The following is a 19,894-nucleotide window of genomic DNA, read 5'->3' as shown; positions in this document are numbered from 1 at the left end:
AGGCTGATCGCGAGTCAGGTCGTCACCTCCGGGGACTCGATGGATTCGGGGTGATGACTGGGAACCGAGGCCGTTGGCCGAAGATCGATGAGGGACATGGCGTCGAGGACGTGACGCTTCTGATCCTGGAGTGGCTCGGCGAGCAGGGTGTGAACGCCATGATCAGGATGGACGCCGAGAGACTGGCTGACAACGCGCCCGCGTGGACGTTCGCCGCGAGCGGCGGCCCGTTGGAGCATGGGATGCGAGCTGACGGGAGGACCGTTCAGCAGTGCATGTCCGTTGCTCTGGCCCGACTGCGCGACTCCGGTCTCTCGGTGCCGTTCTGATCTTCGACCGCCCTTTGCCGAACCTCCGGTTGAAGAACTCGGTTGAGGCGATCCGATGGCCCTGGAGCCGGTCGAGGCAGGCGCGGTCGTATCGCGGTCCAGGCGACAAGTCGCTCACGGACCGGTCCTGGTGCCAGGTGGCCGACCAGGCTTTCCAGATGGTCCGTCAGGTTCTTGTGCCACCGCAGCTCGCGGATCCGCTCGACGGGAAGGCGCCAGTTCTCGGCGAGACCCGCGGCCGCTGGGGGCGTGAAGATCGGTATGCCTGTCCCTGCGCCGCAACGCGTGCCCTCTCAAGTTCTGTGCCACGGGCGTCAGGAATGAACGTCTGCAGCCGGCCGAGCGTCCACGTGCTCGGATCGCGGCCCGGTTCCTCTCGGGATGCGCTGCTGCTCGTGGCTCCTGCTCCTGGTCGTAGGCATGCCGAGGCTGATGGTGGCCTTCTGGGGCTGCCGGTCGATCCGGGCGAGCCTGTCTTCGGCGCCGCACACCCCCCTTCGCCCGTGGCCGAGGGCGCCCGCCGCGCCCCAGGCCCAGCCGGTGCCCCTCCGGCCGCCGCCACGGGAAGAGGTTCAGCCGATACCCGGAAAACCCCGCGGACCGCCGCGCAAAACGCACCGCCCCGCAGGGCCACTCTCGCCCCAACTGCCCCCGACTCCTTGACAAAGCCTTCGGGCGCTGCGGATCATAGAGCTCTCTGACAACGTTGTCAAAACTCGGGAGCGACGTGACCCAGTTGAATCGCAGGCGTTTCCTGTCCAGCGGGATCACCATCGCCGGCGGAGGTGTGCTCGGTGCGCTCGGGCTGCCCGGCGTCGCCGGCGCGACGACGGGCGGCAGTTCGGACCCGCACCCCTTCCAGGTCGGCGGCCACGAGATCACCAGCGGCTGGACCTTCGCCGCGGCCGACGGCACGACCGCGTCCGGGGGCGGGCTGTCCAGCGCGCAGCCCGTCGCGGGCATGAAGCCGGCCGTTGTGCCGGGGACCCCGCTCACCAGCATGATCGCCAACGGCGAGTACCCCGATCCGCTGTACGGCCACATCGTGACCGACACGATTCCGGACACCCTCAAGGACACCGGCTACTGGTACCGGGTCTCCTTCCCCGTTCCCCGGCTGATTCCGGGTCAGCGGTTCTGGCTGCAGTTCGAGGGCGTGAACTACCTGGCGACCATCTGGCTCAACGGCACCCAGGTGGGCACCATCGAGGGCGCCTTCAAGCGCGGTGTCTTCGACGTCACGGACATCGTGGCGAAGGCGGACGGCACGGCGTATCTCGCGGTGCTGGTCGGGAAGTTGGACTACACCGATCCTCCGTCGCTGCCGAGCTACGCCAGCGGCGTGACCCGCGGCGGGCGCAACGGCGGCAAGACCGGGATCACCCTGAAGAACGGGCCGACGTTCTTCTGCACGGCGGGCTGGGACTGGCTGCCGACCATTCCCGACCGGGACCTCGGCATCTGGCAGCCGGTCACCTGGTCCACCACCGGACCGGTCCGGCTGACCGACGTCCATGTCGACCCGACCCTCTCCGCCGACCTGGGCACCGCCGACATCGCGATCGACCTCGGGCTGGACAGCGCGTTCGGCGGCGCCGAGTCCGTGGTGGTGAAGGGGTCGCTGGACGGGCACGCGTTCGCGCACACCGTCAGCGTCGCGGCCGGCTCGTCCACGATCTCGCTGACCTCGAAGGACATCGCCGCGCTGCGGCTGGAGCGACCGAAACTGTGGTGGCCCAACGGCTACGGCGATCCGCACCGCTACCGGCTGACGATCGGCGTCGAGGCCGGCGGCCAGGTCCACGACGAGCGGACGGTCGACTTCGGTGTCCGCCGGATCGAGTACACCAAGCCGATCCAGTCGCCGTCGACCGGCACGCCGATCGACTGCCTGGCGGTCACCGTCAACAACCAGCCGATCCTGGTGATGGGCGGGAACTGGGGCCTGGACGAGGCACTCAAGCGGATACCGCGCGAACGGCTGCGCGCGCAGGTGCGGTTGCACCGCGACGCCAACCTCAACCTGATCCGCAACTGGAACGGGCAGAGCAGCACCGAGGACTTCTTCGAGGCGTGCGACGAGTACGGCATCCTCGTCTGGCAGGACTTCTTCTGCTCGACCGAGGGCCCGCCGCCGGAGAACGCGGCCCGCGACCTGGACAACATCCGCGACTGCATCGTGCGGTTCCGCAACCACCCCTCGGTGCTGCTGTGGTGCGGCGGCAACGAGGGCCCGCCGCCGCAGCAGCTGATCGACGGCCTGGACGCGCTGGTCGCCGAACTCGACCCCAAGCGCGCCTCGTTGACCAGCTCGGCCGGGGACACCGGCGCGAACCCGATCGGCGGGTACAGCTCCGGCGGCCCCTACCACTGGGTCACCCCGAGCACCCACTTCTCGCTCAGCGACGGCACGCAGTGGCCGCCGTTCCACAACGAGGTCGGCTCCTACTCGATCCCGACGCTGGAGTTCATCCGGAAGATGATCCCCGAGGCGTCGTGGGAGCACCCGGACGACTCCTGGGCCGACCGCGACGTCAACGGCAACGGGGGCAATGGCGGCGGCGCGGGCTACATCCGGCTCACCGCCCAGCGCTACGGCGAGCCGCGCAACCTCCCGGACTTCGCCCGCAAGTCGCAGCTGATGAACTACGAGTGCATCAAGTCGATCTACGAGGCGCGCGCCGCGAACATGGAGAGCGCCGCGGCGGGCAGGCCGTACCCGAGCACCGGCGTCATCATGTGGATGACCAACCCCGCGCAGCCGAGCTTCGTCTGGCAGATGTACAGCCACGACCTGGAGGCGCACGCGGCGTTCTACGCGGTCCAGCACGCGTGCCGGCGTGTCAACGTGATCCTCAACAGCCATACCCTGGACGTGGTGGTGGCCAACCACACCCGGACGGCGCTGCGGGGCACCGTCAGCGCCACCCTCTACGACCTGAACGGCACCGCGTTCGCGGACGCGTCCCTGCCGGTGGGCGGGGCGGCGGCATCCGATCACACCGTGATCGGCTCCCTGGCCTCGCAGTTGACCGGCGCGCCCTCCGATGTCGCCTTCGTCCGGCTGGTGTTCGAGGACGCGCACGGCGCGGAGCCGGTCCGCAACTTCTACTGGATCGAGAACCCGGCCAAGGCGGCGGGATTCGTGAGCCTGGACGACGCGCCCGAGGCGGCCGTCTCCGTCGTGGCCGACGGGAAGCACACGCAGGACGGCCTCGAACTGGACGTGCAGGTCGAGAACACCGGCCGGGCGATGGCACTGATGCTGCACCTGCAGGCGTACGACACCAGGACCGGTGAGCGCATCCTGCCGGCCACCTTCAGCGACAACTACCTGAACCTGGCGGGCGGCGAGTCCGGCACCGTGCGGGCGGTGCTGACCGGGGACCAGGTCCGGCGCCACAAGGACGTCGGCGTACGGATCGACGGTTGGGGGATCGACCAGCATGCCTCCCGGCTGCGCGGGCACGGCGTGGCGGTCACCTTCAACCAGGAGGCGCTGTCGACCCGTCCGGCGGTGGACACCTTCGGTGGGTGACGCCTTCGGCGGATGACCGGAACGCGCGGGTACGGCCGACGGTGGTCGGCCGTACCCGCGCGCTCCCGGGAGCAGGCTCGCTCAGGCCACCGGCGCCCGCTCGCCGTTGCCCTGCGCGAGGGGGGAGCCGACGGGCGCGTCCTTCGCGGTGTCCCGGTGCGGGGCGAGGAAGAACGCGAGCAGCGTCCCGGCGACGACCAGCGGCACCAGCCACAGGAACCCGGTGCCGGTGGCGCGGGCGAAGGCCTCCAGGGCGGCGTGCCGTACGGCGGAGGGCAGCACCGCTATCGTGTCCGGCCGGGCCGGGTCGAAGCCGCCGGTCACCGGCAGGCCGTGCAGCCGGTGCGCGAAGTCACTGGTCAGCAGGCTGCCGAAGATCGCGACCCCGAAAGCGGCGCCGATCGACCGGGCGAAGGTCACCACGGCGCTGGCAGCACCGATGTCCTGGGCGGGCACGCTGTTCTGCACCGCGGTGAGCACCACCATCGGGACCATGCCCATGCCGACACCGGCGACCAGGAAGTACGCGCTGAGAGCCACGGTGCCCGTGCCGGCCCCCAGCGTGCCGAGCAGCAGCAGTCCGGCGACGTTGAGCGCCATGCCCGTGACCAGGATCAGCCGCAGGCGTTCGACCCGCACCGACCAGCGTCCCGCCAGCGACTGGCTGACGACCAGGCCGAGTACCAGCGGCAGCATGTGCACCCCGGACAGCGTGGCCGACACCCCGTGCACCACCTGGAGGTACGTCGGCAGGTAGAGCAGGACGCTGAACATCGCGGCGTTGGCGGCGAATCCGATCAGCGAGGAGAACACCACGGTGCGGGAGGTGAGCATCGTCACCGGCAGGATGGGGGCGGCGGCGCGGCGTTCCACCGGGACCACCAGCACGGCGAGGACGACCGTCGCGACGATCAGGCCGACGATGGACGGCGAACCCCAGCCCCAGCGCTGGCCGAAGGACGTGACGAGCACGATGCCGGTGGCGATCGCGGCCAGCAGCAGCGCGCCGAGGTAGTCGATGCGGGCCGCCGTCCTGCGGGTCGCGGCCGGCAGTACCCGGCCCGCGATGACGAGCGTCACCACGCCGATCGGCAGGTTGATCAGGAACGCCCACCGCCAGGACAGCTGGTCGGTGAAGACCCCGCCCAGCAGCGGGCCGACGATGCTGGCGACGCCGTACACCGACCCGAACATGCCCTGGTAGCGGCCGCGTTCGGCCGGGCTGACGATGTCACCGACGAGCGCGAAGGTCAGCACGATCATGCCGCCTCCGCCGACGCCCTGCAGGACGCGGGCACCGATGAGCTGCGGCAGGTCCTGGGCCAGCCCGCAGGCGACGGAAGCGATGAGGAACAGGCCGGTCGACAGGAGGTACAGGCGCTTGCGCCCGAACATGTCGCCGAGCTTGCCCCACAGCGGGGTGACCGCGGTCGAGGCCAGCAGGTAGGCGGCGCTGACCCACGCGATGTTGTCGAACCCGCGCAGGTCCTCGGCGATGCGGGGCAGCGCGGTGGAGACGATGGTGGAGTCCAGCGAGGCCAGGAGCACGGCCAGGACCAGGGCGCTCATGGCGGCCGCGACGCCCGGGGCGCGTGACGGGGTGCGGGGTGTGTCGAGTTGCCTTGTGCCAGGCATCGGAGGGGCCTTTCGGAAGGTTCGGTTCAGGGTGTCGGGGGGGGTGCGGGGGGCCGCGGGAGGGCGGGCCGGTCGCGCGGACCGGCCTCACGGAGCGGTCACAGGGTGACGGTCTTGTACTCGGTGTAGCTGCCGAGGCCGACCGCGCCGTACTCGCGGCCGATCCCGCTGGCCTTGAAGCCGCCGAACGGCCCGTCGAAGCCGATGGACGCGCCGTTGACGGTGACCGTGCCGGTGCGGATCCGGCGGGCGACGGCGAGGGCGTGCGCCTCGTCGGAGGACCACACGCCGCCGGACAGGCCGTACTCGGAGTCGTTGGCGATGCGGACGGCGTCGTCCTCGTCGTCGTAGCCGATGACGACCAGGACCGGGCCGAAGATCTCCTCCTGGGCGATCCGCATCGAGGTGTCGACGTCGGCGAACACGGTCGGGGTCACGTAGTAGCCGCTCTCCAGGCCGGCCGGTATCTGCGGGCCGCCGGTGACGAGGCGGGCGCCCTCCTCGATGCCGAGCCGGATGTAGTCGCGCACCCGCTGCTGCTGGTCGCGGCGGACCATCGGGCCGATGAACGTGTCGGGGTCGCTCGGGTCGCCGACCTTGAGCGATTCCACGAGGTCCTTGAGCGCGCTGACGACCTCCTCGTACCGGCTGCGCGGCGCGAGGATGCGGGTCTGGGCGATGCACGCCTCGCCGTTGTTGAGCAGGGAGCCGAACTTCAGTCCCTGCACGGCCTGGTGCACGTCGGCGTCGGGCAGGATGACGGCGGCGGACTTGCCGCCGAGCTCCAGGCTGACCCGCTTGAGCTGCTGCCCGGCGATCGAGGCGATCCGGCGGCCGGCGCCGGTCGAGCCGGTGAACGCGATCTTGTCGACGTCCGGGTGCGAGACCAGGTGCTCGCTGGTCTGCCGGTCCGCGGGCAGCACGCTGATGACGCCCTCGGGAACCCCCGCCCGTTGCAGCAGTTCGGCGAGGAAGCCCATGCTCAGCGAGTTCTCCGGGGAGACCTTGAGGACGACCGTGTTGCCGGCCAGCAGTGCGGGGATGATCTTGGCCATCGCCGCGGAGAACGGTGAGTTCCACGGGATGACGGCGGCCACCACGCCGATCGGCTCGCGGCGCACCACGCTGCGGGCGGGGGAGGCGGGGTCGGAGGGGACGAGGGTTTCCTCCCAGGGCATCTCCTCGGCAGCCTTGAGGTAGGCGTTGGCCTGCCGGGTGAGCCCGGCCTGGCCGGCCCGCATGAACCATCCGGCCGAGCCGTTCTCGGCGGACATCAGGGCGGCGATCTTCTCGGCGTTCTCCTCGCGCAAGGTGTTGAGCCGGCGCAGGACCGCGATCCGCTCGGCCGGCGCCGTCCGGGGCCACTCGCCCTCGTCGAAGGCGGCGCGGGCGGCGGCCACCGCGCGGTCCACGTCGGCGGGCCGGGCCTGCGCGGCGCGGCCCAGGACCGCCTCGTCGTGCGGGGACAGGATGTCGAGGAGTTCCGGGTCGCTCGGCTCGGTCCAGGAACCGGCGACGAAGAGGCGGTCGTAGGTGATCACGGTCGTGCTCCGTTCGGGAGGGTGCTGCTGGCCGTCTGCCAACCGCCTCATCACTGTAGCACTTGTGAGAGATATCTACGCAAGGCTGTGGCGGTACATCGCACAGGCTCCCCATCGAGGGATATGCTGAGGGACGTGAGAGCCGACGCAGCACGCAACCTGGAAGCCGTCCTGACCACCGGAGCCCGCATGCTCGCCGTCGATCCGGCCGCGAGCATGGGCGCGATCGCGGCCGAGGCCGGGGTGGACCGGCGGACCGTCTACCGGCGGTTCGCCTCCCGCGAGGACCTGCTCGCGGCGATCTACGCCTCGCGTCTCGCCGCGATCGAGCAGGCCATCGAGGAGGCCAGGCTGCGCGAGGCGCCCGTCGCGGTGGCGCTGCACCGCTACGTCGAGGGCATCATCGACGTGAACCGCACCTGGCCGGTCGACCTCGACCGGATGCTGGCCGAGGACGCGGTGCGCCGCCGGCGCGACGTATCGGTCCATGAGGTCGACGCCTTCCTCGCGCGCGCCGCGGACGAGGGGCTGCTGCGCTCCGGTCTGCCGGCCGGCTGGGCGAGCGCCGTACTGCCGCAGTTGATGCTGCTGGCCGCGGAACGTCTGCCGGAGGTCAGCGCCGCCCAGGCCGCCGACACGGTGGTCGACACGCTCCTGCGGGGGATCGGCGCGGCGTGAGGTGCCGGTCGGCCCGGAGCCCCGGGCCGGCGGCGGGCGGGGCCGGACGTGGGCGGACCCCGTCCGGCCGCTTGTCCGCCTCGCGGGCGCGGCACCTGTCGTGGTGCGGCGACCGCGGAGCGGGCGAGCGGCCGGTCAGGAGCACAGCGCGGTGGTCACCGCGGCCTGGACGTCGGCATCCTGGGCGTCCGTGCCGCCCGGGTCGAGGTTGACCATGACCGTGGCCTGACGACCGTCCGTGGTCGCGCCGGTCATCGTCTCGAAGCCGAAGATGTCGCCCTGGTGCCCCCAGAAGACGCCGCCGCACGGCAGCGACCAGCGCTCCAGCCCCAACCCGTAGGCGCGGCTGCCGGCATGTCCGGTCGGTTCCACGTCCATCATCCGGGCCAGTTCCGGCCGGGGCAGCAGTTGCCCGCCCAGCAGGGCTCCGAGGAACCGCGACATGTCCGAGGCGCTGGAGATCATGTCGCCGGCCCCGGCGGCCACCGTCGGGTCGAACTCCGTCACGTCCATCGGATCGGCGTCGGCGGACAGCTTCACGTAGCCGCGCGGGTGCGTTCCCGGGATCGTCGAGGCGTCCCCCGGCACCGACGTGGAACGCAGCCCCAGCGGCTTCAGGATGCGCTGCGAGATCTCCGTACCGTACGGACGGCCGGTCACCTTCTCGATCAGCAGGGAGAGCAGCACGTAGTCGGTGTTGGAGTAGTGGAACCCGCCGGGGGTGTCCACCGTCACCGGCGGGTGCGCCAGGGCGACGGCGAGCAGTTCGGAGAGGTCGTGGTGGGCGAACCGGTCGGCCAGGATCTGCGGCGGTGTCCAGTACGCCAGGTAGTCGGGGAGTCTGCTGGTGTGCTGGAGCAGGTCCCGCACGCGGATGTTCCGGCCGTCGTTGCCGTTGGCCCGCACGACACCGGGCAGGTAGCGCTCCACCGGCGCGTCGAGCGACACGCGGCCGTCGCCCACGAGCTGCAGCACGACCGTCGCGACGTACATCTTGGTCATGCTGCCGATGCGGTAGGTGCTGTCGGCGCGCATCGGCGCCTGCGTGTTTATGTCCGCAACGCCGCTGGTCAGCGTCGTGCTGCCCCGCTCGGTGCGCAGTTGCGCGAGCGCCCCCGGCGCCCCGTCCTCGCCGGTCAGCCGGTCCAGCACCTGCTGTACCGCGGCAGTGCCGGAGTGTCCGGAGGGACTGGAGGGGCCGGTGGCGGTCCGCGGCGCGGCCAGGGCGGGAGAGGCGGCGCCGACGGTGAGAGCGACGGCCGCGCCCAGCGCCCGCAGGTAGGTCTTCACGGCAACTCCTCGGGTAAGACGGTCTGTTGTGGCCGGTACGGCCCCTTGACGGTGCCGAAACTAGGTGCTCCGTCCGGGAGGCGACCATGGGGACATCCCCCGGGTCGATCGGGTGGTGGCCCGAAGCGGGTGGGTGTCAGCGGGTCGCGCCGGACGGCGCCGGCGCGGCCTTTCTGCGGGCTCGGTAGGCGGCGGCCTTGATCCTGTTCCCGCAGGGCTCCATGGCGCACCACTGCCGTCGCATGCCGCGGGAGCGGTCGAGGTAGACACGTGTGCACGCAGGTTCATCACACTCCTTGAGCAGCGGGACGTCGGGCCCGCTCAGCAGCTCGACGGCCTCCCGGGCCACGGCGGCGAGCGCCTCCTCGGGCGTCGCCTCCGTCCATCGCCCGGACCCGGTGAGCCGGGGTACCGCGGTCGGGCGGCGGGCCGCGGCGTTGAGGACGACCAGGGCCCGGCCGCCGTATGCCCGGCCGAGCAGGAGGGCTTTGACCAGGGCGTCAACCGCCTCGCGTACGGACCTCGCGCGGGTCACGTCGGCCTCCTGGCAGGGTGAGACGGTGTCGACGAGTCCCGACTCCACGTACCAGGCGTCCAACCGGTCGGGGCTCGCCAGCATCTCGAACCGCGCGGAACGACGCGCCAGGAGCGTCGCCGCGAAGTCGAGCGCGGGATTCCCGCAAACGAACACATGAGGGAGGTTCATGTCACCATTTCGACAGGTGACGGCGCACGAGGCAAGAGTGCGGCACCGACGGAAACGGCCGGCGTCCGGTTTCCCCTCGCGCGCCCGCGGTCAGCCCCGCCGGGCCTCCAGGTGGAAGGTCGGGCCCTGCCAGCGGCGGCGGAGCCAGCGGTCGTGGGTGGCGACCACGATCGCACCCGGACCGGAGCCGAGTGCGTCCTCCAACTCGTCGCAGAGCCCGGGGGAGAGGTGGTTCGTGGGCTCGTCGAGGAGCAGCAGCTCCGGCGGGCGGGCGACGAGGAGCGCCAGCGCGAGCCGGCGTCGCTGGCCGACGGACAGCTGCCCGACCGGCGTGTCCAGGTCGGACCCGCGGAGCAACCCGAGCGAGTCCAGCGGCACTTCCCCCGCCCGCCTCTCGCCGAGCACTGCCTCGTAGGTGCCGGCCGCAGTGTGCTCGGGCCGCTCGAAGAGGGTGTCCTGGGCCAGCAGCCCCACCGTCAGCCCGGGTCGTCGCCGTACGTCGCCCCGCGCCACGAGCCGTCCGGCGAGCACGGCCAGCAGGGTCGACTTCCCCGCGCCGTTGCCGCCGGTGACGAGGAGCCGCCGCGTCGGCGGCACGTCCAGGCAGGCGAGTTCCAGCCGCCCCGGCACGCGGATGTCGCGCAGCGAGACGAGCGTGCCGTCGCCGGACGCCGCGGCGAGCGCCCCACCGCGGAAGCGCAGCGGAGCGGGCGGCTCGGCGACCTGGTCGCGCTCGGCCTCCTCCAGCCGGCGGGCGGCGTTGCGCACCTGGCGTGAGATCTGGTGCTGCACCCGGCCGGCGCGGTGGCCGTATCCCATCTTCTCGCTGTCGCGCGGCCCGCGATCGGGGGCGACGCGATGCGCGGTCGTCGACACGGCCTGCCGCAGCGCGACCAACTCCGCCTGCTCCTCGGCGAATCGGCGCTCCCAGCGGTCCCGCTCGGCTCGCTTCGCCGCCTGGTAGGCGCTGTAGCCCCCGCCGAAGCGCACCGGGCCGTCCGCGGCCGGATCGAGGTCGATCAGGTCCGTGCAGATCGCGTCGAGGAAGGCCCGGTCGTGGCTGGCCGCCACCACAGCCCCGGGCAGGGTACGCAGCCGCTCCTCGAGGAAGGCGGCGGCGCCGTCGTCGAGGTGGTTGGTCGGTTCGTCGAGCAGCAGGGCGGAGGGTCGGCGGACCAGGAGCGCGGCCAGCGCGAGCCGGCTGCGCTGGCCACCCGAGACCGAGCCGAGCGCCCGCTCGTGCCCGATCGCGCCGAGGCCGAGCCCGTCGAGCACGATCGCGGCCTGCCGGTCGGCGTCCCAGGACTCCCGCTGCCGGGCCTGTTCGAGCCGCGCGCCGTACGCGTCGAGCAGTTCGGCGTAGCCGGGGGAATCCTGCGGGGTGCGGGCGAGCCGGTCCGTGAGGAGGTCGAGCGCGGCGAGATCGGCGCGGGCCTCGCGCAGTGCCTCGTCGAGGACATCGCCGACCGTGGCCGCGGCGTCGAACGGCATCTCCTGGTGCAGGAAGCCCAGATCGGCCGGGCGCGTGACGTGGCCGGCGTCGGGTTCGTCCACGCCGGCGAGCAGGCGCAGCAGCGTCGACTTGCCGGCGCCGTTCTCGCCGATCAGCCCGATCCGGCGGCCGGGGGACGCGCTGAGGGACACGCCGTCGAGGACCCGCCGGGTCCCGAGGGTACGGATGATGTCGTGGGCGAGCAGGGCAGGTTGGGGCATCGGTCCGCCAAGTGGGGTCGTGACGCGGCCCGCCGGACGCGCGGGTCGCGAAGTGGCTACCAGCGGGCAGGAGTTGCTGCCCGGGTCATGGACGGGGGAAGGGACGACGAGTCGGCCACGACGGCGATGCGCCTGGGCATCGGCCGGTGGCCTGACGGGGCCGGGTGCTCACCCGGAGATGTCGTCGTCGCCCGCCATGTCTGGTCTCCTCGCTCCACGATCGGCGCTCCACGTGGGCGCCGGACGGCCGGTGCTCCACGATCGGCGCCGTGCCGAGACTACCAAGCGAGCGGCCGGCGGCCGTGGACCAGCGCTCGCCGTCCCACCTCACCGGCGGCACACATGTGTCTCCACCGGCGGATCCGCGAGGTCTCCCCCTCGCGCACGAGTCACCGTCTTGACGGGTGACGTCATGGTGTGCGAATCTCATCTCACCCGGAAGCGCGGGGCCTTTATTACCGCCGACCTGCGGGTTTCCGCGGGGCGGAGATGCCATCCGGCCTCGAAGCCCGCCACGCACCCCTAGCTCACACCTGACTGCCCCGCGCCGAACCCGCGGACCCTGGAAAGGCCGATCCCATGAACACGAACACCTCGACGTCCGCCCACCCGTCGGCCGCGAGCGGCGAGCGCTCCTCCCTGGTCCGGCTCTACCTGAGCCGCGGGATCCTCGCCGTGGTCTGGGCGGTGGCGTTCGCCGGAGCCCGCGACGCGCTCGACGGCGCGGCGATCACCCTGCTGGTGGTCTATCCGCTGATCGACGCGGTGTCCTCGCTGATCGACTACCGGGCGCTGCCGGAGGGTTCGGAGCGCCGGGTGACCCTCTTCAACGGGGTGCTCAGCACGCTCGCCGCGATCGGCGTCGGCCTGGCGGGGGCCAGTGGGGTGGAGGCGGTGCTGCACGTGTTCGGGGCGTGGGCCGTCATCTCCGGCGCGGCCCAGGTGCTGGTCGGCCTGCGCCGGCGCGGTCCCGAGCTGGGCAAGCAGTGGCCGATGCTGATCGCGGGCGGCCTGTCCCTCCTGGTCGGCGTCTTCTACAACGTGCAGGCCCTCGGCGACGACCCGTCGCTGAGCGCGCTGGTGACGTACGCCGCCGGTGGCGGGGTGTTCTTCATCGCCCAGGCCGCCCTGCTGGCCTGGCGGACCCGCCAGGTCCGCACCCAGACCGCCTGACCTCGCCCCCCGGGCCCGCCGGCCCCGTGCGTGCCCTGCTTCGCGACCTCTTCGCGGAGCAGGGCACGCGTGCGTGCGCCCCGGGCGGGGAGTGGAAGCCGGGCGCGGTCGGCCCCGGCGGCGGGAAAAGTCGCCGGCAGGGAAACATCCGGTCGCGCCGCACGTTGTACCGGCATGTGTCCCATCGGCCGGTTCCCGCCCCTGGACGGCTGTACGCCGGTCCCTGGTCAGGGGGTGGAGAGTGGGCGTTTTCCATGCGTCACCACCTTGACAGGTGACGATGGGGATGCGACGCTTGATCCGGTCGCGCGGGAAGCGCGATCAGCCACCGAACAGCGGAGGTCGGCCATGAACATCACCGTCAAGGTCAGCGCGGACAGCGCCGCGGCAGCCCGCCACGCCCGCTTCGGCCAGCTCCCCGAGCGCGTCCAGTTCGAGGACATGGTCGAGGTGAAGCAGGTCGAGGTGAGCGAGGCCGTGAAGAACGGATACAACTCCGAGGCGTCGTGGAACCACTTCAACTGCCTGGCCATGGACCTGGGGCTGTAGGACCCCGGAGGTCCGGGGGCCGGGGACTCCGCCCGCGGGGTGGCTCGGGGTGCCTCGCCGCCCCTGGAGCCGGCAGGGCCGCCGCCGGTTACCCCAGCGGCTCGTGGTTGACCCACACCACCTTGTACGGGTGGCGGGCCTGCCAGCGGCCGATGAGCTCGAAGGTCTCGGGCATCGCGAAGGCCGCGTTGAGGGCGGCGAGGTCGGCGAGGCCGAGCTGCACGACGGCGGTGGCCACGAACACGGGGGCGTGGTCGTCGCCGGCGACGCGGATGTGGCGCCGGGCGGAGAACGTCCGGACGTGACCGGACCCCGTCATGAGGTTCTCGACGTCCTTGAGGTAGGCGTCCAGATCGCTGTCGGGAATCGGCTGGTCGAACGAAACGATCATCGTGTGCTGCATCATGAGGCGATTGAACAGGCATTTCTCCGCCGCGTCCAAGGCCCGTAGGCTCTCGATCCATAGCCGGGGGGAATGGAGAACGGCGGTAGCCTGAGCGCATGGCCGATCTGGAAACGCGGGAGCTGGAGTACTTCGTCGCCGTCGCCGAGGAACTGCACTTCGGCCGTGCCGCCGCGCGCCTGGCGATCGCCCAGCCGACGCTGTCGAAGGCGATCCGGCGGATGGAGTCGGGGCTGGGGGTCACGCTTCTGGAGCGCTCCAGCCGGCACGTCGTGCTGACACCGGCCGGTGAGGCGCTGCTGCACCACGGCCGGCACGCCCTGAACGCGGTCGGTGCGGCGGCGGAGCGGGCCCGGCGGGCCGGCGACCGGGACGCCCGTCTGCGGCTGGTGATCAAGCCGGGCGGGGAGGCCGGCCTGCTGCTGGACATCCTGACCGCCTACTCCCGCTGGCCCGGCGCCCACCAGGTGGACATCATCTTCGGGGGCGCCACCGACCGCGCCGACCACGTCCGCGACGGGCGGGCCGACGTGGCGCTGCTGTACGCGCCGTTCGACGACCTGTCCGGGCTGGATCACGAGACGCTCGCCGTCGAGGGGCGCGTGGCGATCCTCCCGCCGGGCCACCGCCTCGCGTCGCGCCCGGAGCTGACCATGGCGGACCTGGAGCATGAGACGCTGCCGCGCTGGAAGGGGGTCGACTGGACCGGCGTCCCCGAGGGGGAGGACGGGCCGGAGATCGCCGACGCCGCGCAGATGGTCCATCTGATCCAGCTGGGCCGCACCCTCGCCGTCCTGCCGCGCTCGCTCGCCCGGCCCGAGCACCCGGGCCTGGTGTACGTCCCGGTGGTCGACGCGCCGCGCAGCCGCCTCGTCGTCGCCTGGTCGCAGTCCGACCGGCGCCCGCCCGTCGCCGCCTTCGTCCGCGCGGCTCTCGAGGCGAGCGGCCCGCTGCGGGACTGATGGCGCGTCAACTCACCTTCACCTTCAGGATCTTGTCGTCTCCCGGCTTCGGGCTGATCCGGCCGTCGGTGTTGCTGGTGGTCACCAGCAGTCCGCCGCCGTACGCCAGGACGGTACGCAGCCGGCCGTAGGTGGCGACCAGCCTGCCCTGCGGGGCGGCGACGAGCCGGGTGCCGTCCAGGGGGATGCGCCAGAGCCGTTCGCCCTTCAGGGCCGCCATCCAGATGCAGCCGTCCGCCCAGGCGATGCCGCTGGGGGAGTCCAGCTCGGTGCCGAACTGCGCGACGGGCGAGGTGTATCCGGGGTGGTCCGTCCTGCCCTGGGTGGCGGGCCAGCCGTAGTTGCGGCCCGCCCGGATCAGGTTCAGCTCGTCGGCCTTCCGGTCGCCGAGCTCGGCGGCCCACAGGTTCCCCTGCGGGTCCCAGGCCAGGCCCTGCACGTTGCGGTGGCCGATGGTGTAGACGACGGAGTCGCCGAAGGGGTTGCCCGGCGCGGGCTTGCCGTCCGGGGTCATCCGCAGGATCTTGCCGCCCAGGGAGGACTTGTTCTGCGGCAGCGCGAGGTTCTCGGCGTCGCCGGTGCCCGCGTAGAGCATGCCGTCCGGGCCGAAGGCGATCCGGCCGCCGTCGTGGTGGATGTTGCGCGGGATGCCCTTCAGGATGACGTGCAGGGTGCCGAGCTGGTGGCCGGGGGCCGCGGAGGGGGTGTAGGTCAGCTTCGCGATGCGGTTGTCGGTCGCGGTGGAGAAGTAGAGGTAGATCAGCCGGTCGGTGGAGAAGTGCGGTGAGAGGGCGAGTCCCAGCAGTCCCGTCTCGCCCTCGGAGCTCCTGGTGGAGACCACCCCGGGTACGGTGCCGGCGACCGTGCGCCGGCCGGTGCCGGCCGCGATCCGCTGCACCACGGCGGTGTCACGCGAGTCCACCAGCAGGTCGCCGCCCGGCAGTTCGGCCATGCCCCAGGGCACGTCGAGGTTCTTGGCGAGGGTGCCCGTGACCGTCGCCGACCCGGACGGCGCCCCCGGTGTCGCGGTCGGCGAGGCGGGCGCGGTGCTCGCCGAACCCGTCGTGGGCGCGGCGCTCGCCGAGCCCGTCACGGCCGGCGTGCTCGCGGACGGCGACCCGGAAGTGGACGCCGACGCCGAGGAGGTGGCGCCGCCCGAGCCCGACGAGCAGCCCGCGACCAGCACCGCCGCCACGGCGAGGGCGCCCGCGGCCGCGCCCCGGCCGCGGTGGCGTGCGGCCCGGGGCCGCTCCTCCCACCGCGCGGCCTGCACCCGGAACCCGGGGCCGATCTCCTCCGCCAGCGTCCTGCGCCTTGCCGTCATCCGAGCGGTCGCCCTTCTCGTCTCCGGTGCCGTGCGCCGGGTGCCGCGTGCCCGACGCGGTCCCGGTGCAGGTCGATTCACCTACGGGCCACTCCTACCCGATGCCCGGGCCCGGCGCGAGCTCCACCCGCCCCCGGCGCCGGAACGGCCCAGTCTTCCGGGGGCCTGCCCGCGCGCGTCCGTCATGCGTTCGGCGCCGGCGGGCGGGCGCATCCCTCGGCAGGAGCCGGAACGGGGCGAGCCGGGCCGAACGCCGCCGCCAGCTCGTCGAGCAGGGCCGCCGCGGCCGGCCCCGGACGAGCCGGCCCGCTCCCGCCGTATCGACTCCGTCGACGTCCACGGCACCGTCGCGACCGCGACGACGACGCTCCGGCACGGCCCGGACACCTTCACCGACGTCTTCCTGCTGGTGCGGTCCGACGGCGCCTGGCGTATCGCCAACAAGGCGTACCACCGGCACGGGTGAGCCCCGCGGGGGAGGCGCGGGGCTCACGTCTCACGGCCGGGGCCTGTCCGCGAACACCCAACGGTTGCCCGCCAGCGCGTCGTTCGGCTCGGGCAGCGGGCCGCGTCCGTGGCGGCGGGTGAAGTCGAAGGGGGTGTACACCGACGTGGACCAGCCCCGATCGGCGAGCGAGCCCGCGGAGTCGGGTCGCGGACGGCGATCGAACAGGGTGAGCAGATCGATGCCGATCTGCTGGTGCGTCGCGGTGTAGAGCGGGCTGTCGCGGTACGCCAGCAGGTCCTTCTCGAGCTTGACCTCGAACGCCAGGGCGCTGCCCGCCGTGGTCAACCGGTGCACGGTGTCGATGAGGCGTGTCTCGTCGTCGGCCGGCAGGTAGAACAGCAGGCCCTCGGCCAGCCAGACGCTGGGTGCCGCCGGGTCGAAGCCGGCGCCGGTGAGCGCCCCGGCCCAGTCGTCGCGCAGGTCGAACGGGATCGGCACGCGGGTCGCTTTCGGGGTGGCCGAGAGGGCACCGAGCACCTGGTGCTTGAAGGCCAGCACGCCGGCCCGGTCGATCTCGTGCACCACGCATCCGGCGGGCCAGTCGAGCCGGAACGCCCGCGTGTCCAACCCCGCCCCGAGCAGGACCACTTGGCGGGCGCCGGCGGCGCGCACCGACCGGAGGAGGAAGTCGTCGAGCACCCGCGTCCGCAGGCCGAAGTAGCGCGCGAACCGCCCCCACAGCGGGTTCGCGTCGCCGTCAGGAATCTCGTGCGGGTGCACCGGCCAGCCCGCGCAGGCCGGTGCCGCCCGGACGAAGTGCTCCGCGTAGACGTCGCGGGCCAGGCTGTCGTCCCGGTGGGTCTCGATCGCCCGGGCCGCGGCGACCAGGAGAGCGGTCAGGCCGACACCTCCGTGGACGTCCTCCCCGTCGGTGTTCCGTTGCTTGGTGTCGATCATGCGTCCTCCGTCGGCGCGAGTGGAGCCCCCGCAGGGCGAGGGGGAGTAGCGGGAGAGTGGGGGAGCAGGAACAAGGGGGCGAGCGAGTCGGGGGTGCGGCACCGCGGGGCGGAACGGCGGCGCTTCCGGGCGCCCCGCTCACCGGCCCCCTCCCTACGGGACCAGTACGGGTTTGACCACGCGCCCGGCGTCGCAGTCGCGTTCGGCCTCGTTGATGTCGGCGAGCGGATACGTACGGATCAGCCGGTCGAAGGGGAACCGGCCGGCCTGCCACAGCCCGATCAGCCGGGGGATCAGCAGCCCCGGCACCGCGTCCCCCTCGCAGATGTGCGAGATCCGCCGGCCCTGGTCCAGCGCCCCCACCTCCAGTGGCAGGGGGGTGTGCAGCCGCGCCACCAGGCCGAGGTGGCCGGTCGGGCGCAGGGCCCGCAGTGCCTCGTTGATCAGCCGGGCGGATGCCGTCGTGTCCAGTGCGTACGGCGCCCCGCCGCCGGTCAGCCGCCGGATCCGGGCGGGCAGGTCGGCCGTGTCCGCGGGCAGGGCGACGGCGCCCAACTGCTCGGCCAGGGCCAGCCGTTCGGGGTGCTGGTCGACGGCCACGGCCATCGCGCCCGCGGCGGTCGCCGCCATCACCGCGGCCAGGCCCACCGCTCCCGCGCCGAGCACCACGATGCTCTCGCCCGGCCCCGTGCCGAAGGAGTGGAAGACCGCGCCGGCGCCGGTGAGGAAGCCGCAGCCGAGCGGTCCGAGCAGTGCGACGGGCAGCGAGGGGTCGACCCGGACCGCGTTGCGGGCCGGGACCATCGCGTACTCGGCGAACGAGGACTGGCCGAACCACCGGGGCGCCAACTCGCCCCCGGCCGCGTCGGTGAAGCGCGCGGCGTTCTCCTTGCGCCCGCCGAAGAGGTTGAGGGCGGCGAAGGAGTCGCAGTAGGCGGGGGCCGCACCCCGGCAGCTCCGGCAGCGCCCGCACGAGTCGAAGCTCAGCACCACGTGGTCGCCGCGGTCCAGGCCGGTGTCGGGACCGCCGGTCTGCACCACGACGCCGGAGCCCTCGTGGCCCAGCACCGCGGGCAGCGGCGAGCGGCCCGCCGAGCGCCGGACCGCGAGATCGGTCCGGCACATCCCGCAGCCCGCGATCCTGACCAGGACCTCGCCGTCGGCCGGCACCGCGTCCAGCATCACCTCCTCGACCGCGAAGGGCCGGTCGTACCCGCGCAGGACCGCCGCACCGAACCTCATGGTGACTCCTCCCGCGGGCGGTGCACGACGAACGGCCTGAGGTTCCCGTAGAACCCCCACGGCCCGCCCGCGACGCCGACACCGCTGTCCTTGATGCCCGCGAAGGGCTGGGCGAGGGAGAGTTCGGCGTGGTGGTTGATCCACGCCGTCCCGCACTCCAGCAACTCGGCCACCGCCTCGGCCCGGTCCGGGTCGGTGCCCCACACGGAACCGCCCAGCCCGAATCCGGTGGCGTTGGCCGCCTCGACGGCCTCGTCGAGGCTCCGGTACGGCAGCACCGGCAGCACCGGGCCGAACTGCTCCTCCGTCACCACCGGGCTGCCCGGCGGGACATCGGTCAGGATCGTCGGGGCGAAGAAGTGGCCCGGCCGGTCCAGCCGGTGCCCTCCGGCCGCGGCACGGGCGCCGTCGGCCAGCGCCCGTGTCGTGTAGCGCTCGACCCGGGCCAGTTGCGGGGCGTTGTTGACCGGTCCCAGCTGCGTGCCCGGGTCGAGTCCGGGGCCGACGACCACGGTCCGCGCGTACTGCGCGAGGGCCTCGACGACCTGGGAGTGCAGCCGGGTCGGGGCGTAGACGCGCTTGACCGCCATGCAGACCTGCCCGCAGTTGCGGAACGCCGCCCAGAACAGCCGTTCCGCGATCCGCGGGACGTCCACGTCGTCCAGCAGGATGGCCGCGTCGTTGCCGCCCAGTTCCAGAGTGACCTGGGCGAGTGAGGCCGCCGCGCCGGCCGCGACGGCCCGCCCGGTCGGCACCGAACCGGTGAAGGTCACATGCCGGATCCCCGGGTGGGAGGCGAGGCGGGCGCCGAGGGGTTCGCGACCGGTGACGACGGTCAGCACGTCCTCGGGGAGGGCGGCGGACAGGACGGACCCCAGCAGCCGGGTGGCCAGCGGCGTGAACGGGGAGGGCTTGAGCACCATGGTGTTGCCCGCGGCGAGCGCGGGCGCGAACTTCGCCGCCGCGAGCTGGAGCGGGAAGTTCCACGGGACGATCGCGGCGACCGGCCCGAGCGGGCGCCAGCGGACTTCGCTGCGGACGGGCCGGCCGTCGGTGATCGGCCGGCGTTCGGGGGCGAGTTCGGCGAAGTACCGCAGGCGGGCCGCGGTGCGGGCGACCTCCGCGTGGGACTCCGCCAGGGGTTTGCCCTGCTCGCGGGTGAGCAGGGGAGCGAGGTCGGCGCCGGCCGCCTCCACCGCGTCGGCCGCCGCGCGCAACGCGGTGGTGCGGGCGGCCGGGTCGCTCCGCCAGCCGTGCCAGGCCGCGTGGGCCCGGTCGACCAGGGCGTCCAGCTCGTCCGGCGCCTGGTCCGGAGCATCGTCGAAGGCGGCGCCCGTCGCCGGATCGAGGACGGCCAGGCGGCCGTTGCGGGTCCCCGGCGCGTGACGGGCCCGGCTCGTCGCCAT

Annotated in this window: 16 protein-coding genes and 1 pseudogene; 7 read left to right on the top strand and 10 right to left on the bottom strand. The window is 72.9% G+C overall.

Features of this window, described 5'->3' with window-relative positions; genetic code table 11:
- Positions 1-110: 110 nt before the first annotated feature.
- Positions 111-329: a hypothetical protein gene (locus C4U44_RS37095; RefSeq protein WP_235032630.1), complete on the top strand. Its 219-nt coding sequence runs from the start codon at positions 111-113 to the stop codon at positions 327-329.
- Positions 330-1,056: 727 nt separating this feature from the next.
- The gene (locus C4U44_RS37090) at positions 1,057-3,867 is read left to right on the top strand and encodes a glycoside hydrolase family 2 protein (protein ID WP_103890519.1); all 2,811 of its coding nucleotides are present in this window, start codon (positions 1,057-1,059) and stop codon (positions 3,865-3,867) included.
- A gap of 81 nt (positions 3,868-3,948) precedes the next feature.
- Here C4U44_RS37090 and C4U44_RS37085 read toward each other — a convergent pair whose 3' ends face one another.
- Both C4U44_RS37085 and C4U44_RS37080 read right to left on the bottom strand, forming a co-directional pair.
- A complete protein-coding gene (locus C4U44_RS37085; RefSeq protein ID WP_107504006.1) occupies positions 3,949-5,502 on the bottom strand; it encodes an MDR family MFS transporter in 1,554 nt (517 codons plus the stop codon).
- A 98-nt stretch (positions 5,503-5,600) separates the two neighbouring features.
- A complete protein-coding gene (locus C4U44_RS37080; RefSeq protein WP_103890517.1) occupies positions 5,601-7,043 on the bottom strand; it encodes an aldehyde dehydrogenase in 1,443 nt (480 codons plus the stop codon).
- Between the two features lie 189 nt (positions 7,044-7,232).
- Here C4U44_RS37080 and C4U44_RS37075 point away from each other — a divergent pair, with 189 nt between their 5' ends.
- Positions 7,233-7,721 carry a TetR/AcrR family transcriptional regulator gene (locus tag C4U44_RS37075; protein ID WP_103890567.1) on the top strand — a complete coding sequence of 163 codons (489 nt, stop codon included), beginning with the start codon at positions 7,233-7,235 and terminating at the stop codon, positions 7,719-7,721.
- 135 nt (positions 7,722-7,856) lie between these two features.
- Here C4U44_RS37075 and C4U44_RS37070 read toward each other — a convergent pair whose 3' ends face one another.
- From C4U44_RS37070 to C4U44_RS37060, 3 genes are all read right to left on the bottom strand, one after another.
- Positions 7,857-9,011 carry a serine hydrolase domain-containing protein gene (locus C4U44_RS37070; RefSeq protein ID WP_103890516.1) on the bottom strand — a complete coding sequence of 385 codons (1,155 nt, stop codon included), beginning with the start codon at positions 9,009-9,011 and terminating at the stop codon, positions 7,857-7,859.
- A gap of 136 nt (positions 9,012-9,147) precedes the next feature.
- Entirely contained in the window at positions 9,148-9,717 is a 570-nt protein-coding gene (locus C4U44_RS37065) for a CGNR zinc finger domain-containing protein (protein ID WP_103890515.1), read from the bottom strand.
- Between the two features lie 90 nt (positions 9,718-9,807).
- The gene (locus C4U44_RS37060) at positions 9,808-11,430 is read right to left on the bottom strand and encodes an ABC-F family ATP-binding cassette domain-containing protein (RefSeq protein ID WP_103890514.1); all 1,623 of its coding nucleotides are present in this window, start codon (positions 11,428-11,430) and stop codon (positions 9,808-9,810) included.
- Positions 11,431-12,009: 579 nt separating this feature from the next.
- Here C4U44_RS37060 and C4U44_RS37055 point away from each other — a divergent pair.
- Both C4U44_RS37055 and C4U44_RS37050 read left to right on the top strand, forming a co-directional pair.
- Positions 12,010-12,603 (top strand): DUF308 domain-containing protein, encoded by a 594-nt coding sequence (locus C4U44_RS37055; protein WP_103890513.1) that lies wholly within the window; start codon positions 12,010-12,012, stop codon positions 12,601-12,603.
- A gap of 348 nt (positions 12,604-12,951) precedes the next feature.
- A complete protein-coding gene (locus C4U44_RS37050) occupies positions 12,952-13,152 on the top strand; it encodes a hypothetical protein (protein ID WP_200823539.1) in 201 nt (66 codons plus the stop codon).
- Between the two features lie 88 nt (positions 13,153-13,240).
- Here the strand turns inward: C4U44_RS37050 and C4U44_RS37045 are convergent, their stop codons facing one another.
- Positions 13,241-13,558 carry a hypothetical protein gene (locus C4U44_RS37045; protein WP_103890512.1) on the bottom strand — a complete coding sequence of 106 codons (318 nt, stop codon included), beginning with the start codon at positions 13,556-13,558 and terminating at the stop codon, positions 13,241-13,243.
- Between the two features lie 95 nt (positions 13,559-13,653).
- Here C4U44_RS37045 and C4U44_RS37040 point away from each other — a divergent pair, with 95 nt between their 5' ends.
- A complete protein-coding gene (locus C4U44_RS37040; RefSeq protein ID WP_103890511.1) occupies positions 13,654-14,517 on the top strand; it encodes a LysR family transcriptional regulator in 864 nt (287 codons plus the stop codon).
- Between the two features lie 7 nt (positions 14,518-14,524).
- Here the strand turns inward: C4U44_RS37040 and C4U44_RS37035 are convergent, their stop codons facing one another.
- Positions 14,525-15,841, bottom strand: coding sequence for a PQQ-dependent sugar dehydrogenase (locus tag C4U44_RS37035; protein WP_103890510.1), 1,317 nt, complete (start codon positions 15,839-15,841; stop codon positions 14,525-14,527).
- A gap of 283 nt (positions 15,842-16,124) precedes the next feature.
- Here C4U44_RS37035 and C4U44_RS43030 point away from each other — a divergent pair.
- Positions 16,125-16,307, top strand: a pseudogene (locus tag C4U44_RS43030) (nuclear transport factor 2 family protein); the annotation flags it as partial.
- A 30-nt stretch (positions 16,308-16,337) separates the two neighbouring features.
- On the opposite strand, the gene C4U44_RS37025 reads toward C4U44_RS43030, so the two are convergent.
- The 3 genes from C4U44_RS37025 to C4U44_RS37015 form a co-directional block, all read right to left on the bottom strand.
- Entirely contained in the window at positions 16,338-17,246 is a 909-nt protein-coding gene (locus C4U44_RS37025; protein ID WP_103890508.1) for a class I SAM-dependent methyltransferase, read from the bottom strand.
- A gap of 153 nt (positions 17,247-17,399) precedes the next feature.
- On the bottom strand, positions 17,400-18,488 hold the full coding sequence (locus tag C4U44_RS37020) for an NAD(P)-dependent alcohol dehydrogenase (RefSeq protein ID WP_103890507.1): 1,089 nt from the start codon (positions 18,486-18,488) through the stop codon (positions 17,400-17,402).
- Positions 18,485-19,894 (bottom strand): aldehyde dehydrogenase family protein, encoded by a 1,410-nt coding sequence (locus C4U44_RS37015; protein WP_103890506.1) that lies wholly within the window; start codon positions 19,892-19,894, stop codon positions 18,485-18,487. The genes C4U44_RS37020 and C4U44_RS37015 overlap by 4 nt, the downstream gene beginning before the upstream one ends.

Source organism: Actinacidiphila yanglinensis, assembly GCF_900107965.1.
Lineage (GTDB): Bacteria > Actinomycetota > Actinomycetes > Streptomycetales > Streptomycetaceae > Actinacidiphila > Actinacidiphila yanglinensis.
The sequence above is the reverse complement of the archived record's forward strand: the minus strand, read 5'-3'. Positions and strand labels throughout refer to the sequence as shown.